We start from the raw sequence: 17,663 nt of genomic DNA on the forward strand, positions 1-17,663 counted from the left end.
CGTCGGAGCGGCATCACACAGGCCGACCGCGGTTCGGGGTGACCGTCGCACGACCTTCACGCGGACGCCCCCGGGGGCGATCCGGACGGGGGTTACCGGCTTCTGCGGGGCGGGCCATGATGGGCCGCGACCAAGCCCCGCCGTTCCCAGGAGTCGCACCCGTGCCCAGCAGGAAAGCCCTGATCCGCCGACCGAGCCCGCGCCTCGCGGAAGGACTGGTCACCCACGTCGAACGGAGTTCCGTCGACGCCGACCTCGCCCTCCTCCAGTGGGAGATGTACGCCGAGGCACTGCGTGAGAACGGCTGGGAGACCGTCGAGACGGAAGCGATCGACGAACTCCCGGACGGTGTCTTCGTCGAGGACACGGTGGTGATGTTCCGCAACGTTGCTCTGATCACCCGTCCGGGTGCCGAGTCACGCCGGGCGGAGACGGCCACCATCGAGCAGACCCTGGCCCGGCTCGGCTGCTCGGTGAACTGGATCTGGGAGCCGGGCACCCTCGACGGCGGCGATGTGCTCAAGATCGGCGACACGCTCTACGTGGGACGCAGCGGGCGGACCAATGCGGCGGGGGTCCAGCAGTTACGCGCGGTCTTCGAACCGCTCGGCGCGCGCGTCGTCCCCGTACCGGTGAGCCGGGTGCTCCATCTGAAATCGGCCGTAACTGCACTACCGGACGACACAGTGATCGGGTATGCACCGCTCATCGACGCCCCGTCCGTCTTCCCCCGCCATCTACCGGTGCCGGAGGAGGCAGGCGCCCAGGTCGTCCTGTTGGGCGGCGGCCGGCTGCTGATGTCGGCGAGCGCACCCAAGACCGCGGAGTTGCTCGCGGATCTTGGCTACCAGCCGGTTCCGGTCGATATCAGCGAGTTCGAGAAGCTCGAAGGCTGCGTGACATGCCTCTCTGTGCGGCTGCGCGATCTGGCAAACTAGCGCGACTGACCAGCGTATATCACCTTGCGTAGTCGACGCGGCGGGGGGCGGGCTTGGACGCGCGCTTATCGCGCCCTTAACCTACGGTCTCGTAACCTACGAATCCGTAGGTAACTCTCCCGTCCCCAGGAGCATCTGTGACGATCACTTCTCCCCACCTCGGCAGTTCGGAAGCGTGGACTGACGCCCGACTGCTGTATGCGCTGGAGGAGGTCGTGGAGAAAGAACTGAACCGCCATCTCAAAGTCGCCAAGGACTGGATGCCCCACGAGTACGTCCCGTTCAGCGACGGCCGAAACTTTCCGGGCCTCTTCGAGGACGGCGAAGCCTGGGAGCCCGGGCAGTCGAAGGTCACCGACATAGGCCGTATCGCCCTCGTGGTGAACCTGCTGACCGAGGACAACCTCCCCAGCTACCACCACGAGATCGCCTCCCTCTTCGGTCGCGACGGTGCCTGGGGCACCTGGGTACACCGTTGGACTGCGGAAGAGGGCCGCCACGGCATCGTGATGCGCGACTATCTGCTCACCTCCCGTGCCGTGGACCCGGACAAGCTGGAAGAGTTCCGGATGTCGCACATGGCGGAGGGCTTCGAGTCCGACAACCGGCACTCGATGCTGCACTCGGTCGCGTACGTGGCCTTCCAGGAGCTGGCCACCCGGGTCTCCCACCGCAACACGGGCCACCAGTCGGGCGACCCCATCTGCGATCGGATGCTCGCGCGCATCGCGACGGACGAGAACCTCCACATGATCTTCTACCGCAATCTGCTGGGCGCGGCCTTCGAGCTCGCCCCGGACCTGACCATGGAGGCGGTCCGCGATGTCGTGGTCAACTTCCGGATGCCCGGACATGGCATGCCCGGCTTCGAGCGGGCCGCCGCGCAGATGGCGATCGGCGAGATCTACAACATGCGCATCCACCACGACGATGTGCTCGCGCCGGTGCTGCGCTTCCTGAAGGTCATGGAGATCCAGGGCCTCGGCCCGAGCGGACAGCAAGCACAGGACGAACTCGGGCTCTACATGGGCGGGCTCGACGCCGAGGCCAGCAAGTTCGACGAGAAGCTCGCCGCCCGCAAGGCACGGATGGCCGCACGGGCGGCCGGCTGAGTCTGCGGTCCACGAACGGGGCCGCCCGTGCGGCGGCCTCAGGACCGAAGCATCTCCGCAGGGGCGCCGGAAGCCGATGGGCACATCGTGCCGAGCGCCCCGGCGCCCGCGCCTGCCGTCTGCCGTCTGCCGTCTGCCGACTGCCGACGATCGCTGATTGCTGATTGCTGATCGCTGACGGGGTGCACACGGAGATCGATCGAATTCCCCATAGCGCTCCGGCCCCATTCCCTGGCCGGGCATCGAGCGGACCGCTGTGACCGCGCTTCCCCGTACGGAGTGAGCGCGCCCTTCACCCCGGTGATATCCCCGCCGCTGCAACGCGGAGCAGTCGCCGGCGCACCTACCTCACAGAAGCCTTCTGGAGGTGGGTATGACAGTGGCTCCAAGACGTCGTGCAATGTTGAAGCTCTTGGGTCTCCTGGGCGTCAGTACGACCGCGGTCGCTTTCGGCTATCGCCAGGATCTGACGCCCGGTGCGCCGCAGCGTTTTGCCCAAGATTCTTTGAACGACCGCCCTTTCGAACCCCAGATCTCTCTTCCCTCACGGTCCGTTCGGGAGGAGAACGGGCACTCCGGTTCTGATCGATGGCTCAGCGATCCCCGAGCCCCGCTCACCTCCAGTGACCGCGTACGCCAGATCCAGGGATATGCGTCGGCCACTTCGATAGGCCAGGGCGATGTCATCGACTTCCATGTGTCGGCACGCAGCAGCCGGACCTTTCGGATATCGATCTTTCGGCTGGGCCATTACGGCGGCAAGGGCGCCCGGTTGCGGCTGACCAGCCCGGTCCTCCAGGTCAGAGACCACAGAACGCCCGAAGCGGATCCCGATACGGGAAGCATCGCCTGCGAATGGCCCGCTTCTTGGAGCCTGCGCATCCCGTTCGGCTGGATGTCCGGTCTCTATCAGGCCGTGTTCACCGCAGATGACGGGTTTCGGGCCGCCACTCCGTTTGTCGTCAAGGAGGCGGAGCGGGCATCCGACCTTCTGGTGGTGCTGCCCTTCACCACCTATCAGGCGAGCAACATGTGGCCCAAGGACCGCCGTAACGGAAAGAGCCTCTACCGGGGTTATCGGGCGGACGGAACGATCGGGGGCGCCGATGGCCGGGCGTACGAGGTTTCTTTCGACCGCCCCTATTCCGGGGCGGGGATTCCCAGTTGGTTTCACCTTGACACCAGTTTCATCGACTGGGCGGAGCGCTCCGGACTCGATGTGACGTATGCCAGCAGCCTGGATCTCCATGATGGAACCGTGGACACCACCCGGTACCGTGCAGTCTTCTTCCCCGGGCACGATGCGTACTGGTCGGCCGACATGTTGGATTCGGCCCGGAAATCAGTGGCCGCCGGAACCCATCTCGCATTCCTCACTTCCCACAACGTCTATTTCCATGTCCGATTGAAACCTGCGCCGAGCCGACGGACCGAACGAACCGCAGGAACCGCAGGAACCAGACCGACCGCACGAACGATGGCCTGCTACAAGTCGAAGGCGGACCCGGCACCCGATCGGGCGGGCCGTACCTCGCGTTGGCGCGAGGTCGAACCAGGCCAGCGACGAGCTGAACAGGGCCTGCTGGGCATCCAGTTCAACGGGATCGTGGCGAAGCCGGTACCCCTGGTGGTGAAGGAGAGCGGCCACTGGCTGTGGGCCGGGAGCGGCGTGCGCGACGGGGACGAGTTGCCCGGCTTGGTGGGCGTGGAGGCGGACCGTCTCGACCCCACGGCCCCCACCCCGGTCGGGTCCCGTTTGACCCTGCTCGCCGAGTCCCCGTACCACGATCCGCGCCCCGTGACCGTGCCCGCGGTTCAGCACACGGCCATCACCGAGTACCGCAACGGCGCCCTGGTGTTCGTCGCAGGCACGTTCCACTGGCCGTTGGCCCTGACCGCTCCCGAGCATCTGAACGAGAAGATACAGAAGGCCACCGGGAATCTCGTCGCCCGGATGGTGCGCGAACAGCCCTAGCTGCCATACCGGTGATCGGTGATCGCAGGGCGAACTCCGCGGGCCACGCGGTCCGGGGCCGTCCGCCGTTCGCCGTTCGCGGACAGCCCCGGAAGGTTGCTGAGTGGGACGTCAGAAGGACAGTTTCCAACTGTGGATGGAGGCGGAACCCGCCCAGTCGTCACCGGACTGTGCTCGCAGATTCCAGGTGCCGTTCGCGGTCTCCGCGGAGGCGTCCACGGCGAGGGTGGCGGTGTAGCCGCTGCCTTCGCTCCAGTTGCCGTTGGCGAGGGGGTAGGCGGTGCCGTCCGGTGCCACCAACTCCAACACGGGGATGGAGTCGTTGAGGATGGAGAAGTCGACCAGCAGAATGGTGGGGGCGTTGCCGGCGACTCCGGTGACGGTGATCGGCGAGGAGACCTTCGCTCCAGGGGTGCCGTCCGGAAGGTGGCCCGGGATCGGGACGCTGGTGGTGTTCTCGAAGACCGGACCGGGGGGCCTCGGGGCGCCGCCGGGGCGGGTGCCGACATTGACCGCACCCCAGGCGTGCATCACATTCCTGTAGGTGGCCGAGGTGGCGCCGTAGAGGTCCCCGGCTGCGGAGAGGGTGGCGGCGCGGGCTCCGGCGTAGTCCGTGGTGGAGGTCATATAGACGGTGAGTGCCCGGTACCAGATCTTCGCCGCCGCGTTCCGTCCGATGCGGGTGACGGGCAGACCGTCATGGGTGCGGCTGTTGTAGTTGACACCGTTGATGGTCTTGGCGCCGCTGCCCTCGGAGGCCAGATAGAACCAGTGGTCGGCCGGGCTCGCGCCGTACCGCTTGTTCCCGCTCGAAGCGATACGGGGGTGCCAGTAGTCCGTGTAGGCACCGGCCTTGGAGGGTCGGTCCATGGGGCGCGTGAAGTCGCGTTCCCTGCCCGTGTAGGTCTTCTCCCGGATCAGGTAGTCACCCACGTCGTGGGCGTTGTCGGCGCTGAACTCCACTGCGGCGGCGAAGATGTCGCTGTTCGCCTCAGCCAGTTGGCCGGCTTCGCCGTAGTAGGAGAAGTTGGCGGTGTTGGCGCTGAGGCCGCGTACCATCTCGTGCGCCGTGGCCTCGATGCCGGTGTCCGGATTCGTTCCGCCATCGCCGTAGGTCACACAGAAGCAGGCGTCCCGCCAGAAGGAGTTGAAGCGGTCGTTGACGCTGTAGTGGACACGGGATGAACCGCCGTCCCCGTCGTTGCGGATGCCATAACGGTTGTGCTCATCCACGAAGTAGTCCCAGGTGACCTGGGCTCCATACGCGGCGTCCACGGCATCGGTCTGTCTGTTAGCGGAGGTGCCGCCGCCCCAGATGTTGTCGGTGTCGGAGACGAGTTTGCCCATGCCGTCCCCGTATGCGTTGCCGAGGTCATAGGTCCGGTGGCCCCCGCGACCGCTGTCGGTCAAGTTGTAGTTGGAGCCGAACTTGTAGACCCCGAGGTTGACCTCGCCGCTGTGTCGGCTGTGGCCGATGCCGCTGTCCCTGCGCAGGGCGTCATGGCGCGGGAGTTTGGCGCCGGTCGTGGTATCGACGTCCTGGCCGTCGCCGGGGCCGCTGCTGCTCTGCACGGCGTCGCGGCGGTGGATCTCGGCGCCGGTGGTGGCATCGGTGACGATGTGTAGTTCGCTGGGGGTGCCATCGGGCCGGACGCCGTTGACCACGGATTCCCAAGCGAGGATCGGGCGGTTGGAGGCGGCCCAGACCACCACTCGCGGGGCCTGCGCGAGTTTGATGCTGGTGTTGCCGTCCTTCTTCGCCCGGGTCAGGGAGTGGGCCTTGGCGGAGGCGGCGCTGCTGGTGGGGGTGGTGCTGGGTACGGAGATCCGTGCCGCGGTGGCCTTGGTCACGCTCTTCATGGCGCCGGTCGCGGTGGTGTGGACGATCAGATCGCCACCGAGGACGGGCAGCCCGCCGTAGGTCCGCTCGTACCGGGTGTGCACGGTGCCGTCCGTGTCCGTGAGCACGCTGCGCGGCACCAGACGCTCCTTGCCGCCGAGGCCGAGTGTGGCAGCGGTCCTGGCGCGCCTGGCGGTCGCGTCTGCGAGCAGGGCCGCTCGCTGCGCGGGGCTGAGTTTCGCGGGCAGGGCGCCGGCCCGGGCCGGTGCGGCCGGTGGAGTAGGCGCTGTGGGCGCGGCGCCCGCGGCGCCGGACGGCAGGGCCACGGCGAAGAGCGCGGCGGAGGCGAGGATCGCGGTCGAGACCTTGAGGGATAACCGTCTCAAGTGGACTCCTTCTGCGGGCGGCCGTGCGTTGAGGCCGGTACGGGTGGCCCGTCCGGCAGGCCGTGCCGGACGGCAGTGCAGGGCAGTGCAAGGCGTACAGGGCGGTACAGGGCAGTGCAGATGACGAGGCGCATGGGATGGCGGGAGGGGTGGATACCCCCGTGAACAAGCAGTACGGGACCTCAGCTGTGAGTGAGGTAGGGCGCCTGATAGCCATGTGAAGCGTGACACCAGAGGTTCAGATAGGACAGGAGTGCTTGGCGAGTTGGCCCGAACTCATCGGCGGGCCAAGATCGGCTACCGAAACCGCGAACGATCCGCGCGTTGGGGAGTTCCACGCCGCCCTGATCCGGTTGGACGGAGCCCGGCCAGGGACGGGCAGGTCAGGCACCCATGGGCATGGCCCCGTACATACTGACGACTTGGCCAACAGCACGTGGCGGGAGTGAGCGACGGATGCCTGCGGGCACTCTGCATGGGCGTGATTCGGATTCCCCCGTGGCGGCACCTTGGAGACGAGCTCGATGGGTGCCACGGCCTCGCGGGCGACACGGCAACCACTGCGCGGAGGTACCCGTATCCGGCGCAAGGGTCAGCGAGCTGGGGGCTTGAGGACCCGCCCGGCGACCCGCCCCGGAACTGCCAGTGGGGTGGGCGGTGCGCTCGGCACCACCCACCCCGGCTGCCCCCGTTCCCCCGTGGGCAGCGTCGTACGGCTCGAAGGGACGATCTAGCCCTGACTGCTCCGGCGCTGCTTCAGCCGGTGCCGTTCCTTCTCCGACAGCCCGCCCCACACACCGAACTTCTCATCGTGGGTGAGTGCGTACTCCAGACACTCCACTCGTCCCGAGCATGCTCGGCACAGTTGTTTGGCTTCCCGGGTCGATGAACCGGGGGCGGGAAAGAAGAAGTCGGGGCCCGTCTGTGCGCACAGTGCGCTCTCCTGCCACGAGAGGGCGTCGTCGGTGAGGGTGTTGATCGGCGTCGGCATGGGGGCCACGCTTCCCCAGTGCGATAAACAACCGATCAACGAGCGATCAACGGAGGTCAGCGGGAAGACACTTCTGGCCTAGGCCGACGATGCGGACTGTTCCGGCTGCATCACGGCGAACTTCGCCCCGAAGGGATCACTGAGCTTGGCGAAGCGGCCGACGCCTTCCATGTCCACCGGGGCCATGCGAACGGTACCGCCCGACTGGTCGGCCTGCCCAACGGTTGCGTCGCAGTTCTCGACCTGGAAGTAGGGCAGCCAGTACGCACCGTCCACCTCCGTGGGGTCGGTGGCCAACGGGACGATGCCGGCGAACATCGCGTCCGGATCGGTGCCTGCCGGATAGGGCATCACATACGAGGCGGAGCCGTCGGGAAAGGGCATGGTCGACGTACCCCATCCGAACACGCCCTGGTAGAAGGCGAGGGATGCGTCCTGGTCCTTCGCGTACAGCTCCAGCCAGCACAGACTGCCCACGCTGTCGACGAGGTCCAGGCCCTTGTTCTTCCCCGGCTGCCAGATCGAGAAGGGGACGCCACCGGGGTCCGCGAAGACGGCCATGCGCCCCAGGTCGAACACGTCCATCGGTTCGGCCGCCACCGTGCCGCCGCCCTGCCGGACGGCTTCGGCGGTGGCGTCGGCGTCCGGGGACTGGAAGTAGATGTTCCAGGCGGGTGGCCCCTGTTCCGGGGGGACCATCATCCCGCCGGCCGCCGTCTTGCCGCCCAGCTGGAACATTCCGTAGCCGCCCGCCTCGGGTCCGGCCGAGGCGAAGGTCCAGCCGAAGAGCCTCCCGTAGAAGGTCTTCGCCGTTTCGATGTCCGGGGTTCCGAGGTCGAGCCAGTCCGGGGAGCCTGTGACGAAACCGGTGGTGAGCATGGGTGTGCTCCTCTTGAACGATCGTGCGGACATCCCCCGCGGTCCCCTCTTCGAGTCTGCTCCGCATGGCCAGGTCCCGCATCCGTAGCCACGGTGGACCTCGCTTCGACGGGGACGGGACCACCCGGCTCCAGCCGGGCTGACGGCGTTCCTGGCACTGCCCCACCGGGGTCGGGGCCACCATCTTGACTCCGGCAACCGCGGCCTCCGGCCCGGACGCAGGGGCAGGGGCAAGGCAGGCAGGGGCAGGCCAAGGGCAGGGCGGCAAGGGGGCTGCGGGGCGGGGGCCCTCAGTCGGATGTGTCGCGTGCCCTACTGGGTTGCACCCGTTTCGGTTCACCGGGCATCTTCGGGTATTCCGGCGGATACGGAAGGTCACCGAGTCCGTGGTCCGCCTCATCACGGCGGGCCACCTCAAGCAGCGGTTCCAGACTGAAGCGCTGGTCGTCCATGTCCGCGTGGACGTCACCGAGCTCGGCATAGCGGGTGGGCATGGTCATGATGTCGAAGTCCTGGGGGACCGCGTCGTCGATCTCCTCCCAGCGCAGTGGCGCGGAGACCGGTGCATGGGGTCGCGGACGCACGGAGTAGGCAGAGGCGATCGTTCGGTCACGGGCGGTCTGGTTGTAGTCGACGAAGATGCGCTCGCCACGCTCCTCCTTCCACCATTTGATCGTCACGCGGTCGGGCATCCGGCCCTCCAACTGACGCCCGCAGGCGATCGCCGCCCGTCTGACCTGGGTGAAGGTCCAACGGGGTTCGATCGGTACAAAGACATGAAGGCCGCGACCTCCGGATGTCTTGGGCCATCCGCGTAGACCCACCTCCTCCAGAACCGCCCGCAGCTCATGCGCCGCCCGTACGGCATCCGCGTAGTCGGTTCCGGGCTGGGGATCGAGATCGATGCGCAGTTCGTCGGGATGGTCAGTGTCCGTACGGCGCACGGGCCACGGATGGAAGGTGACCGCGCCCAGATTGGCCGCCCAGAGGATGGCCGCGGGCTCCGTGGGGCACATCTCGTCGGCCGACCTTCCGCTCGGGAAGGTGATGTGCGCGGTGGGGATCCAGGTCGGGAGGTACTTGGGGGCACGCTTTTGGAAGAACGATTCCCCGTTCACTCCGTCGGGGTAGCGCTCCAAGGTAGTGGGACGGTCACGCAGGGCGCGGGTGATGCCGTCACCAACGGCGAGGTAGTAGCGGACCATGTCGAGCTTGGTGTAGCCGGGTCCGGGAAAATAGATCTTGTCCGGGTTGGAGACGCGCACGGTCCGCTCTCCGACTTCCAATTCCACCGCTCCAGCCATGAGGGTCAGCGTAGGGCGAGCCGACATCACTCGCATACCGGACAATCGATCCATGGATCTTCCGATCATGCCTCCCGTCAAGCCCATGCTGGCCAAGTCCGTGCGGAAGATCCCGCCCGGAATGCAGTACGAGGCCAAATGGGACGGCTTCCGGGCCATCGTCCATCGGGACGGTGATGAAGTGGTCATCGGCTCCCGCACGGGAAAGCCGCTCACGCGCTACTTCCCCGAACTGGCGGCCACCCTCCTCGACGTCCTCCCCCCTCGCTGTGTCATCGACGGGGAGATCGTGATCGTCCACCAGGGCCGGCTGGACTTCGACCGGCTCACGGAGCGCATCCACCCCGCCGATTCCCGGGTACGGATGCTCGCCGAACGCGATCCGGCAAGCTTCATCGCCTTCGACCTGCTGGCCCTCGGTGACGCTTCCCTCCTGGAAACCCCCTTGGTGGAGCGACGCGCCCAACTGGAGGCGGCGCTGGCCGGGGCACGACCACGGACCCATCTCGCCCCGGCCACCACCGATCAGGACCTCGCACAGCAGTGGTTCGAGACATACGAGGGAGCGGGGCTCGACGGTGTGGTCGCCAAACCGTTCGATCTGCCGTACCGTCCGGACGCCCGGCTGATGTTCAAGATCAAGCACGAGCGGACGGCCGACACGGTCGTGGCCGGATACCGCCTCCACAAGAGCGGTCCGATCGTCGGATCGCTCCTCCTCGGCCTCTACGACGACACCGGCGCGCTCCAACACGTCGGCGTCTGCGCCGCGTTCTCCATGAAGCGCCGCGCCGAACTGATGGAGGAGTTGGCCCCGCTCTTGATGGATTCGGTGGATGGACACCCCTGGGCGGACTGGGCACGGGAGAGCGCCCACGAGGGAGCGAGGCTGCCGGGGGCGCAGAGCAGATGGACGGGGCGGAAGGACCTCTCATGGGTCGCGCTACGGCCCGAGCGGGTGGTGGAGGTGGCGTACGACCACATGGAAGGCGATCGATTCCGGCATACGGCTCAGTTCCGCCGCTGGCGCCCGGACCGCACTCCCGAAGACTGCACCTACGCACAGTTGGAGGAGCCGGTGCGCTACGACCTGGCCGAGGTGCTGGCCGGACCCGCCCGCTAGACACGCCACTCGTCGTCTGAGCCTCCGTCAAATGATTTCGCTCGGCGGTGCGGTGCTCCCGCCGGACGGTCGTCTGCGCCCTCCGTCGGGACGGTCGACGCCCGGGGCGAGTGGATCAACATCACCTACGTACAGTCGACTTGGCGCCAATTGCCGAGCACATTCCGCGTCATGGATTCGGGTGAGTGGTCCCCGTTCGCGTAAGGTATGCCGTCGGTGCTGCCGGAGGCAGAGGCCGGGTGAGCCATGCGGTGGGTGCCGTGGTACGACACCGTCGATCGCAACCACGTCGACGGAGACGCGGCGGGCGGGGTGGCCGCTGTCTCATCCCCTGTGAGTCTTGCGCGTCCCTGACCGGTTGCTGTCCGCGGTGCGGCGGGCGGAAAGCCGGAGCCAGAAGGCCGGTCAGCCCGCCGAGGTGTGAACAGAAACCCATGGGACGGCCAATGGCGGTTGCCCCACCGACACATCCCTCCCGACGGTGCGGACTTCCGTCCGTGACGTGCGGAGGGCGGGCCCTGCCGGAGCACCGGCGCCCGAGCAGACAAAGGACTGGACCGTGACTCCCTCGCCCCTCATCCCCGTACCGATCCCCGACCGTGTGGCCGCCTTGATCGGGTCCTGCATGCCGGCCCATGTGCTGGAAGCGGAGATCGAAGCGGACAGTGCCGCCCGCGAGGTACACCGGTTCCGCGGTCCCCTCTGCCCCGACGACCGCGCCGACCGGGAACATCTGCTGTCGGTGGTGGCCCGCGCCAACAAGATCCTGGCCGCGCATCACCCCCTGTTGATGATCCGCCCCAACCGCGCCTACGGCTGACCCGCGGTCATCACCGGCCCCTGACCCCTGACAGCACCGAACCGCACCACACCGCCCACACCCGCCACCCCTTGCCCGTTGCCCGTTGCCCTTGCCCCGGGCGGACCTCACCGCATGCGGCTGACCTGCGGCGGTGTGAAGCTGCGAGGGTGACCAAGACCACCGGTGCCCCCGCACCCGCCGTGGCACCGCCCGTACTCGACGTACGACAGCGCAACATCGTCTTCGGCACGATCATGCTCGGGATGTTGCTGGCAGCGTTGGACCAGACGATCGTGGGCACCGCCCTGCCGACGATCGTGGCGGATCTGGGCGGTGGCGACCATATGTCCTGGGTGGTCACGTCCTATCTGCTCGCGGAGACGGTCGCCACCGTACTGGTCGGCAAGTTCGGTGACCTCTTCGGCCGGAAGCTGATCTTCCAGGTATCGGCGATCATCTTCATCACCGGCTCGTTCCTCTGCGGTCTCGCCGGCAACATGACCCTCCTCATCGTGTGGCGCGGCATGCAGGGCATCGGTGCGGGCGGGCTGATGGTCACCTCCATGGCGCTGATCGCGGATGTGGTGCCACTGCGGGAGCGCGGGAAGTACCAGGGTGCGATCGGTGCGGTCTTCGGTGTCGCCACGGTGATCGGGCCGCTGCTCGGCGGCTGGTTCACCGACCAGTTGAGCTGGCGTTGGGCCTTCTACATCAATGTGCCCCTGGCGATCGCCGTCGTCATCGCCGCGGCCCGGACAATTCCCGCCGTGCGTTCCGCGAGCCGCCCGATCATCGACTACCTCGGAATCGCCCTGGTCGCCATCGGCGCCAGCGCGCTGATCCTGGCCACCAGTTGGGGCGGCAACGAGTACGGCTGGAGCTCATCGGTCATCATCGGCCTGTTCGTCGGCGGCATCCTGGCGCTCGGACTCTTCTGCCTGGTGGAACAGCGGGCCGCCGAACCGATGCTGCCGATGCGGCTCTTCCGCAACCCCGTCTTCACCGTGTGTTCCGTACTGAGCTTCATCGTGGGCTTCGCCATGCTCGGCGCGATGACATTCCTGCCGACCTATCTCCAGTACGTGGACGGAGACTCGGCGACGATGTCAGGGGTGCGCACCCTGCCCATGGTGGCGGGGCTGTTGATCGCCTCGGTGTTCAGCGGCATCGTCGTCAGCAGAACCGGCCGCTACCGACTCTTTCCGATCTTCGGCTCCCTCGTGATGGGCATCGGCCTCTACCTCCTGTCCTTGATGGAGCCGGGCACGGCGACCTGGCTGGAGTCGCTGTACATGTTCGTCCTCGGCAGCGGAATCGGACTGTCGATGCAGGTGCTCACGATCGCCGTGCAGAACACCGTGGAGTACGCGGACCTCGGTACGGCGACCTCCGGAGTCACCTTCTTCCGTACGCTCGGGAGTTCGTTCGGCGCGGCGGTATTCGGGACGGTCTACACCAACTCGCTCGTGCCGCATCTGAGTCGGGGAATCCGTGAGGCGATCGGCGCCGGTGGTGTGGACGCGGCCACGGTCGCCCGACTCGCCCGCAGCCCCGAGGGGGTACGGCAGCTGCCGCCGCAACAACAGGAGCCCATCGTGCAGGCGTACGCGGACGCGCTGCACACGGTGTTCCTCTGGACGGTTCCGATTGCGGTCCTGGGGGTGCTGATCGCCCTCTTCCTCAAGGAGGTGCCCCTGCGGGACACGGCGCGTGAGGCATCGATCGATCTGGGGGACAGCTTCTCCTCGCCGACCTCGGGCGACTCGGCCAAGCTGTTGGAGGGTGCGGTGGCCACCATCGTGTCGCGGGCGGGGCCGGACACCGCGCGCACCCTGGTGGAGGGCTCTGCGAGCCGACTGGACATCGCGGGTGCCTGGGTGGTGATGCAGGTCGAGATGATGACCCGGCTGGTGGGACATGCGAGTACGGCTCTGATCGCGGCGCGGCACCGATTGCCTCCCGAAGTGCTGGCCCCGGTCTTCGATCGGATGGTCACCCAGGGGTTCGTCTCCCGCCAGGGCGACTACTACAGCCTCACCGGGGACGGGGAGCGGGAAGCCTCGGTGATCACCCGGGCGTGGCAGGGGTGGTTGGGGGATCAGCTGGAGCGGGACATCGGGCGCCCGGCCGGGCCGGGACTACGGGCTGCGGTCGATGCGATCGCCAAACGACTGCTGGTGGAGGACCTGGCGGAGGGACTGCCCCGCTCGACGGAGAAGACCGCGCTCACTCGATGAAGGTGCCGTCCACGTACGTCCAGGCGCCACCCGCGCGCTCGAACCTGCTGCGTTCGTGCAGCGCACCGCGATTGCCGTGGTGTCGGTAGCGGGCCCGGAAGGTGACCGAACCGGTGGAGTGGAACGGGCTGCCGTCGATGACCTCCAGGATCTCCAATCCCGTCCACCGCATGCCGGGGTCGAGTTCCAGTTGCACGGGTCGGGTGGTGGGGTGCCAGGTGCGCAGGAGATAGGCCATGTCCCGAGCGACGAAGGCCGCGTAGCGCGAGCGCATCAGGAGTTCGGCGGTGGGTGCGGCGGCCTCCCCCGTATGGAAGCGCCCGCAGCACTGCCCGTACGCGGCGGGCAGCCCGCAGGGACAGGGGGAGGCTGCGGTCAGAGCGGGAGCTGTGTCGCCTTGGTGGCGGGAGTTGCGTCGGGCCATGGATCCATTGTCCCGCGCCGGGTCGGCGACCGTGGTGCAGGGCTCCGGGCCCCGGATCGAGCGGGGTGAAGCCGCTGTGAGACCTGCCCGCTCAGCCGGTCATTCGGCAGCGGCCGAGGTGAACCGTACGGCCTCGGACGTCTGGACGAACACCGGATCCGAACCCAGCGCGTGTTCGGCCACTCGGGAAACGACCGACGCGGGAAGGTCGTCGAGCCCGTAGCTGGCATGGGCGTCATGGGGCAGGACGACGTCCAGCCCGCGCTCCAGCGCACCGCGGGCGGTCGCGCTGACACACATCTCGGACAGCACACCGCCGATCACAACGCTCCGTACGCCCCTGCGGTCGAGGAGCGCACCGAGGTCCGTCCCGGTGAACCCGTCGTCGTCCTCCTTGGACACGACGTGCTCGTCGTCTGACTCGACCACCGGTAGCTGGAGCTGCCAACCCGGCGAGCCCGGCTCGTCGACCGCACCCGGCTCGCCGTCGTTGCGCAGATGAACGATCAGCGCGCCTGCGGCGCGGGCGCGGTCGAGCAGGAGGGTGCAGCGGTCGATGAGCCGATCGGCATCGGGCACGGCCTGCTCCCCGCGGAGGAATCCCCGCTGGGCATCGACGAGGACCAACGCCTGCGCAACCGCACTGGTTGAACGTGGAACGGAAATCCAAGCCCCGGACTCGACGAACCCTCCCCCGACCGCAGCACCGGTCTGCTCATCGGGCATGCGGAATCCTCCAGAGGTCGGAGCGTCGGGTGGTAGCGCGTGTACTGTAGGTGACGGCGTGCGGCCATGTCGCCCGCACGCCGGTGCCTGTGCGTCGAACGCGCCGGCCCCTCATGGGTGCCCTGTCCTTCATGGGTGCCCTTTCATGGGTGCCCCGTCCTTCATGCATGCACCGAGGCAAAAGGCGCGACAACGGGCGCGGCAACGAACAGGGGCCATGCCCCAGCGGTCGAACGGTCAGGTGAGCAGGAAATCGGCCTGTCCGGCCTTGGCTCCCTGGATGAACGCGGCGATCTCGCTCGGCGTGTAGATCAGGGCGGGCCCGCCGGGATCGGCGGACTGGCGCACCGCGACCCGACCGTCGGCGAGCTTCATGGTCTCGAAGCAATTGCCGCCGTTACCACCGCTCCACGGCTTGTGCCAGCCCACCTCACCCAACTCGGTGGCCGGCATGCCGTTGTATATGTGGTCCATTCATAGCTCCTTGCGGAGACCCCGGAGGATCTCCTTCGTGCGTTGTGCAGGCGCCGCCTGAGCCGCCATGCGGTCCAAAACCTCCAGGTGGGAAGCGACCTCGGGGCGCGCGTCGAGATAGACCGCACCCGTCAGGTACTCGCTGTAGACCATGTCGGGGAGTTCGGGGACGGCGAAGCGGAACAGCACGAACGGCCCATAGGTACCGGGATGGTGCCCCGAGGAGAACTGTGCGATCTGTAGCGTCACATGGGGCAGTTCAGCGCCTTCGAGGATCCGATCGATCTGGCCCCTCATCACCGCCGGACTGCCCACGGGTCTACGGAAGACCGTCTCGTCCATGATCACCCACAGCCTCGGCGCATTGGGCTGGGTCAGCAGGGCCTGGCGTTCCATGCGCAGCGCCACATGACGCTCTATGTCATCGGGGTCGGTCTGACCCACGGCACCGCTGAGCATGATGGCCCGGGCATACTCCTCCGTCTGGAGCAGACCGGGCACGAAGTGCGGCTCATAGGCCCGGATGAGGCTCGCCGCACCCTCCAGGCTGACGTACATGCTGAACCAGCCGGGCAGCACATCGTGAAAGCGCTGCCACCAGCCCGGCTTGTTCGCTTCCTCGGCGAGTTCGATGAACCCGCGGGCCTCGTGATCGCTGATTCCATAGGCGCCCAGAAGTAGCTGCACGTACGGGATCTTCAGGGCGACCTCGGCGGTCTCCATGCGGCGAATCGTGCCCGCGGCAACCCGAAGGACCTTGGCTGCTTCCTCGCGCCTCAGCCCGGCGCGCTCGCGCAGATCCTGCAAGCGCTTGCCGAGTACGACCTGCCCCACCGTGGGGGCGGACCGCGGTTCACTCACTTCGAGACCTCCCCACGTGCTGTTGTTGGCAGCAGTCTGCCACGCGCTCGCATCGATGAATATGCCCACTCTGAAATTTTCAGAGTGGGTCTTGCCAAGTTGTCCATTCCAACGCAACAGTGGTCAGGTGAATCGTGACGCGCTCCACGCCCCACTCCTGGACCCGTGCTCCGGGGCCGACCACCATCGGTACGGCTTCGAGCTGCCGGCGCGCGTCGAGTATGTCTCCACGGCCCGAAAGCTCGCTCGCGATCGATTGGACTGCTGGGGCATAGGCGGCGACGTCCATGACACAGCCATGCTGGTGGTCTCCGAACTGGTCACCAACGCCGTCGTCCACAGCGGAAGCCATCGGATCTCCTGCGAGTTGCTCAACGATGTCGAACGGCTGCGGATCAGCGTGCGGGACCAGGGCTGCGCACCCAGCGGCCCACGGGTGTGCCACACCCAAGCCGCCGAGGAGCGAGGACGTGGTCTGCTCCTGGTGGAGGCCGTATCCAGCTCATGGGGGGCGCACGCCACCCAGCAGGGCAGCGGTCGAGTCGTCTGGGCAGAGCTGCTCCACACGGACGTCCCGTACGGCGCGGACTTTCCGCAACGGACGGAGCGATCTTGTTGAAACAGTTGACCGCCCGGTTGAGCTGGACCAGCCGGCGCACGGAGGTCGCAGGGTTGACCAGGCTGGTCCTGCCCCCCACGGTCGTGGCCACACTCGGTTGCGACGCGGTGGGCGTACCGGCTCGCTTCGGATTCCGGTTGCTGAGGCGGCTGCCCCGCAATGGCTGTGTTTTCGCGGATGCTGACTGGTGGTGGTGGATCGTCCCGACCGGCTCCGACCAGGAGTTGACCTGGCCCTTGCCCTCTCACTACGCCCAGGGCGCTTGTGTACCGGCAACCGACCCCCGGCTGATTCGTTGGCCCGACGACCGCAGCCCCTACACACCACCGATTCCGCTTTACCTTGTGGCCTGCCAACTGACCGGCACCGCGCCGCTATGGAGAGTGGATGGCACCGGACGCGGTCAGGGCCGCCCCTTCAGATAGGAACATCGGTGCGAGCAGTGAGGCGGGGTGCGATGACTGACGCTGTGCACAGCGGCGACCACGGTCAGTACTGCCCGATGCCCGGTGGAAACGACGGACGGCAAGGAAGGGGACCCAGCACGTGGTGATCACCGCAACCGCAGGACCGGGCACTCGGGTCCCAGACGAGACGGATAGTCTTCCGGGCATGTCGGAAGCCAACACGGACCCAGAACGGCAGGGGCTCACCCCACGTCAGGCTCGTCATGTCCGCATAGCGCTCTCCGCGGCCATCATGGTCGCGGTCGGACTGATGCTGGCCCTTCGGCTCGGGAGCACCCACTCGGTCCTCACGATGGGGTTCTACGGCATCGCCCTGATTCTCTCGGGGAGTGCCCTGGTACTGAGCAAGCAGGGGCGTACGCGCGTGGCCACGGTGGTGCTGGGAACCGGAGTGGCCGTCTGCCTGGCGGCGGAATGGGCGATCGCGTCCCTGAGGTGAGGGCGAGCCGCCCGGGGAACGGACCGCAGAGCGGTCACGGGCGGTGCACGGCAGCAGTACACGGTG

17 protein-coding genes are annotated in these 17,663 nt (G+C 67.4%); 9 read left to right on the plus strand and 8 right to left on the minus strand.

The window, feature by feature from the left end; genetic code table 11:
* Positions 1 to 161: 161 nt before the first annotated feature.
* From ddaH to ACFXJL_RS20015, 3 genes are all read left to right on the plus strand, one after another.
* Complete coding sequence (ddaH, locus tag ACFXJL_RS20005; protein ID WP_358879340.1) at positions 162 to 938, plus strand: dimethylargininase; 777 nt, start codon at positions 162 to 164, stop codon at positions 936 to 938.
* A gap of 137 nt (positions 939 to 1,075) precedes the next feature.
* Positions 1,076 to 2,050: an acyl-ACP desaturase gene (locus ACFXJL_RS20010; RefSeq protein WP_358879341.1), complete on the plus strand. Its 975-nt coding sequence runs from the start codon at positions 1,076 to 1,078 to the stop codon at positions 2,048 to 2,050.
* Positions 2,051 to 2,450: 400 nt separating this feature from the next.
* The gene (locus ACFXJL_RS20015; protein ID WP_384694196.1) at positions 2,451 to 4,025 is read left to right on the plus strand and encodes a N,N-dimethylformamidase beta subunit family domain-containing protein; all 1,575 of its coding nucleotides are present in this window, start codon (positions 2,451 to 2,453) and stop codon (positions 4,023 to 4,025) included.
* Positions 4,026 to 4,136: 111 nt separating this feature from the next.
* On the opposite strand, the gene ACFXJL_RS20020 is transcribed toward ACFXJL_RS20015, so the two are convergent.
* The 4 genes from ACFXJL_RS20020 to ligD all read right to left on the minus strand — a co-directional run bounded on the left by ACFXJL_RS20020 (position 4,137) and on the right by ligD (position 9,425).
* A complete protein-coding gene (locus ACFXJL_RS20020; RefSeq protein WP_384694199.1) occupies positions 4,137 to 6,251 on the minus strand; it encodes a M4 family metallopeptidase in 2,115 nt (704 codons plus the stop codon).
* 730 nt (positions 6,252 to 6,981) lie between these two features.
* Complete coding sequence (locus tag ACFXJL_RS20025; protein WP_384694202.1) at positions 6,982 to 7,242, minus strand: WhiB family transcriptional regulator; 261 nt, start codon at positions 7,240 to 7,242, stop codon at positions 6,982 to 6,984.
* Positions 7,243 to 7,320: 78 nt separating this feature from the next.
* Entirely contained in the window at positions 7,321 to 8,121 is an 801-nt protein-coding gene (locus ACFXJL_RS20030) for a VOC family protein (protein WP_384694205.1), read from the minus strand.
* Between the two features lie 290 nt (positions 8,122 to 8,411).
* On the minus strand, positions 8,412 to 9,425 hold the full coding sequence (gene ligD, locus ACFXJL_RS20035) for a non-homologous end-joining DNA ligase (protein WP_358879346.1): 1,014 nt from the start codon (positions 9,423 to 9,425) through the stop codon (positions 8,412 to 8,414).
* A 52-nt stretch (positions 9,426 to 9,477) separates the two neighbouring features.
* Between ligD and ACFXJL_RS20040 the strand changes: the two genes are divergently transcribed.
* The 3 genes from ACFXJL_RS20040 (at position 9,478) to ACFXJL_RS20050 (ending at position 13,587) form a co-directional block, all read left to right on the plus strand.
* Positions 9,478 to 10,548 carry an ATP-dependent DNA ligase gene (locus tag ACFXJL_RS20040; protein ID WP_384694208.1) on the plus strand — a complete coding sequence of 357 codons (1,071 nt, stop codon included), beginning with the start codon at positions 9,478 to 9,480 and terminating at the stop codon, positions 10,546 to 10,548.
* A 559-nt stretch (positions 10,549 to 11,107) separates the two neighbouring features.
* Entirely contained in the window at positions 11,108 to 11,368 is a 261-nt protein-coding gene (locus ACFXJL_RS20045) for a hypothetical protein (RefSeq protein WP_329024965.1), read from the plus strand.
* A gap of 149 nt (positions 11,369 to 11,517) precedes the next feature.
* Positions 11,518 to 13,587 carry an MDR family MFS transporter gene (locus ACFXJL_RS20050; protein WP_384694211.1) on the plus strand — a complete coding sequence of 690 codons (2,070 nt, stop codon included), beginning with the start codon at positions 11,518 to 11,520 and terminating at the stop codon, positions 13,585 to 13,587.
* Here ACFXJL_RS20050 and ACFXJL_RS20055 read toward each other — a convergent pair.
* From ACFXJL_RS20055 to ACFXJL_RS20070, 4 genes are all read right to left on the minus strand, one after another.
* A complete protein-coding gene (locus ACFXJL_RS20055; protein ID WP_358879349.1) occupies positions 13,577 to 14,011 on the minus strand; it encodes a YchJ family protein in 435 nt (144 codons plus the stop codon). The two genes, ACFXJL_RS20050 and ACFXJL_RS20055, sit on opposite strands and share 11 nt — an antisense overlap.
* A 99-nt stretch (positions 14,012 to 14,110) precedes the next feature.
* Positions 14,111 to 14,737: an isochorismatase family protein gene (locus ACFXJL_RS20060; protein WP_384694214.1), complete on the minus strand. Its 627-nt coding sequence runs from the start codon at positions 14,735 to 14,737 to the stop codon at positions 14,111 to 14,113.
* Between the two features lie 237 nt (positions 14,738 to 14,974).
* Positions 14,975 to 15,211: a DUF397 domain-containing protein gene (locus tag ACFXJL_RS20065; protein ID WP_329024957.1), complete on the minus strand. Its 237-nt coding sequence runs from the start codon at positions 15,209 to 15,211 to the stop codon at positions 14,975 to 14,977.
* On the minus strand, positions 15,212 to 16,072 hold the full coding sequence (locus tag ACFXJL_RS20070; protein ID WP_329024955.1) for a helix-turn-helix transcriptional regulator: 861 nt from the start codon (positions 16,070 to 16,072) through the stop codon (positions 15,212 to 15,214).
* Between the two features lie 127 nt (positions 16,073 to 16,199).
* On the opposite strand from ACFXJL_RS20070, the gene ACFXJL_RS20075 reads away from it, so the two are divergent.
* The 3 genes from ACFXJL_RS20075 to ACFXJL_RS20085 all read left to right on the plus strand — a co-directional run bounded on the left by ACFXJL_RS20075 (position 16,200) and on the right by ACFXJL_RS20085 (position 17,597).
* Entirely contained in the window at positions 16,200 to 16,691 is a 492-nt protein-coding gene (locus tag ACFXJL_RS20075; RefSeq protein ID WP_358879352.1) for an ATP-binding protein, read from the plus strand.
* Complete coding sequence (locus ACFXJL_RS20080) at positions 16,685 to 17,116, plus strand: hypothetical protein (RefSeq protein WP_384633479.1); 432 nt, start codon at positions 16,685 to 16,687, stop codon at positions 17,114 to 17,116. The genes ACFXJL_RS20075 and ACFXJL_RS20080 overlap by 7 nt, the downstream gene beginning before the upstream one ends.
* Positions 17,117 to 17,303: 187 nt before the next feature.
* On the plus strand, positions 17,304 to 17,597 hold the full coding sequence (locus tag ACFXJL_RS20085) for a hypothetical protein (RefSeq protein WP_358879353.1): 294 nt from the start codon (positions 17,304 to 17,306) through the stop codon (positions 17,595 to 17,597).
* The last annotated feature ends 66 nt before the right edge of the window (positions 17,598 to 17,663 follow it).

The sequence above is a fragment of the Streptomyces sp. NPDC059256 genome, from assembly GCF_042753785.1.
Taxonomy (GTDB): Bacteria; Actinomycetota; Actinomycetes; order Streptomycetales; family Streptomycetaceae; genus Streptomyces.

Coding starts and splice junctions, on each gene's coding strand:
- ACFXJL_RS20025 (WP_384694202.1), bottom strand. CDS start 7,242: ATGCCGACGCCGATCAACACCCTCACCGACGACGCCCTCTCGTGGCAG.
- ACFXJL_RS20015 (WP_384694196.1), top strand. CDS start 2,451: ATGTTGAAGCTCTTGGGTCTCCTGGGCGTCAGTACGACCGCGGTCGCT.
- ACFXJL_RS20055 (WP_358879349.1), bottom strand. CDS start 14,011: ATGGCCCGACGCAACTCCCGCCACCAAGGCGACACAGCTCCCGCTCTG.
- ACFXJL_RS20085 (WP_358879353.1), top strand. CDS start 17,304: ATGTCGGAAGCCAACACGGACCCAGAACGGCAGGGGCTCACCCCACGT.
- ACFXJL_RS20065 (WP_329024957.1), bottom strand. CDS start 15,211: ATGGACCACATATACAACGGCATGCCGGCCACCGAGTTGGGTGAGGTG.
- ACFXJL_RS20060 (WP_384694214.1), bottom strand. CDS start 14,737: ATGCCCGATGAGCAGACCGGTGCTGCGGTCGGGGGAGGGTTCGTCGAG.
- ACFXJL_RS20040 (WP_384694208.1), top strand. CDS start 9,478: ATGGATCTTCCGATCATGCCTCCCGTCAAGCCCATGCTGGCCAAGTCC.
- ACFXJL_RS20030 (WP_384694205.1), bottom strand. CDS start 8,121: ATGCTCACCACCGGTTTCGTCACAGGCTCCCCGGACTGGCTCGACCTC.
- ligD (WP_358879346.1), bottom strand. CDS start 9,425: ATGGCTGGAGCGGTGGAATTGGAAGTCGGAGAGCGGACCGTGCGCGTC.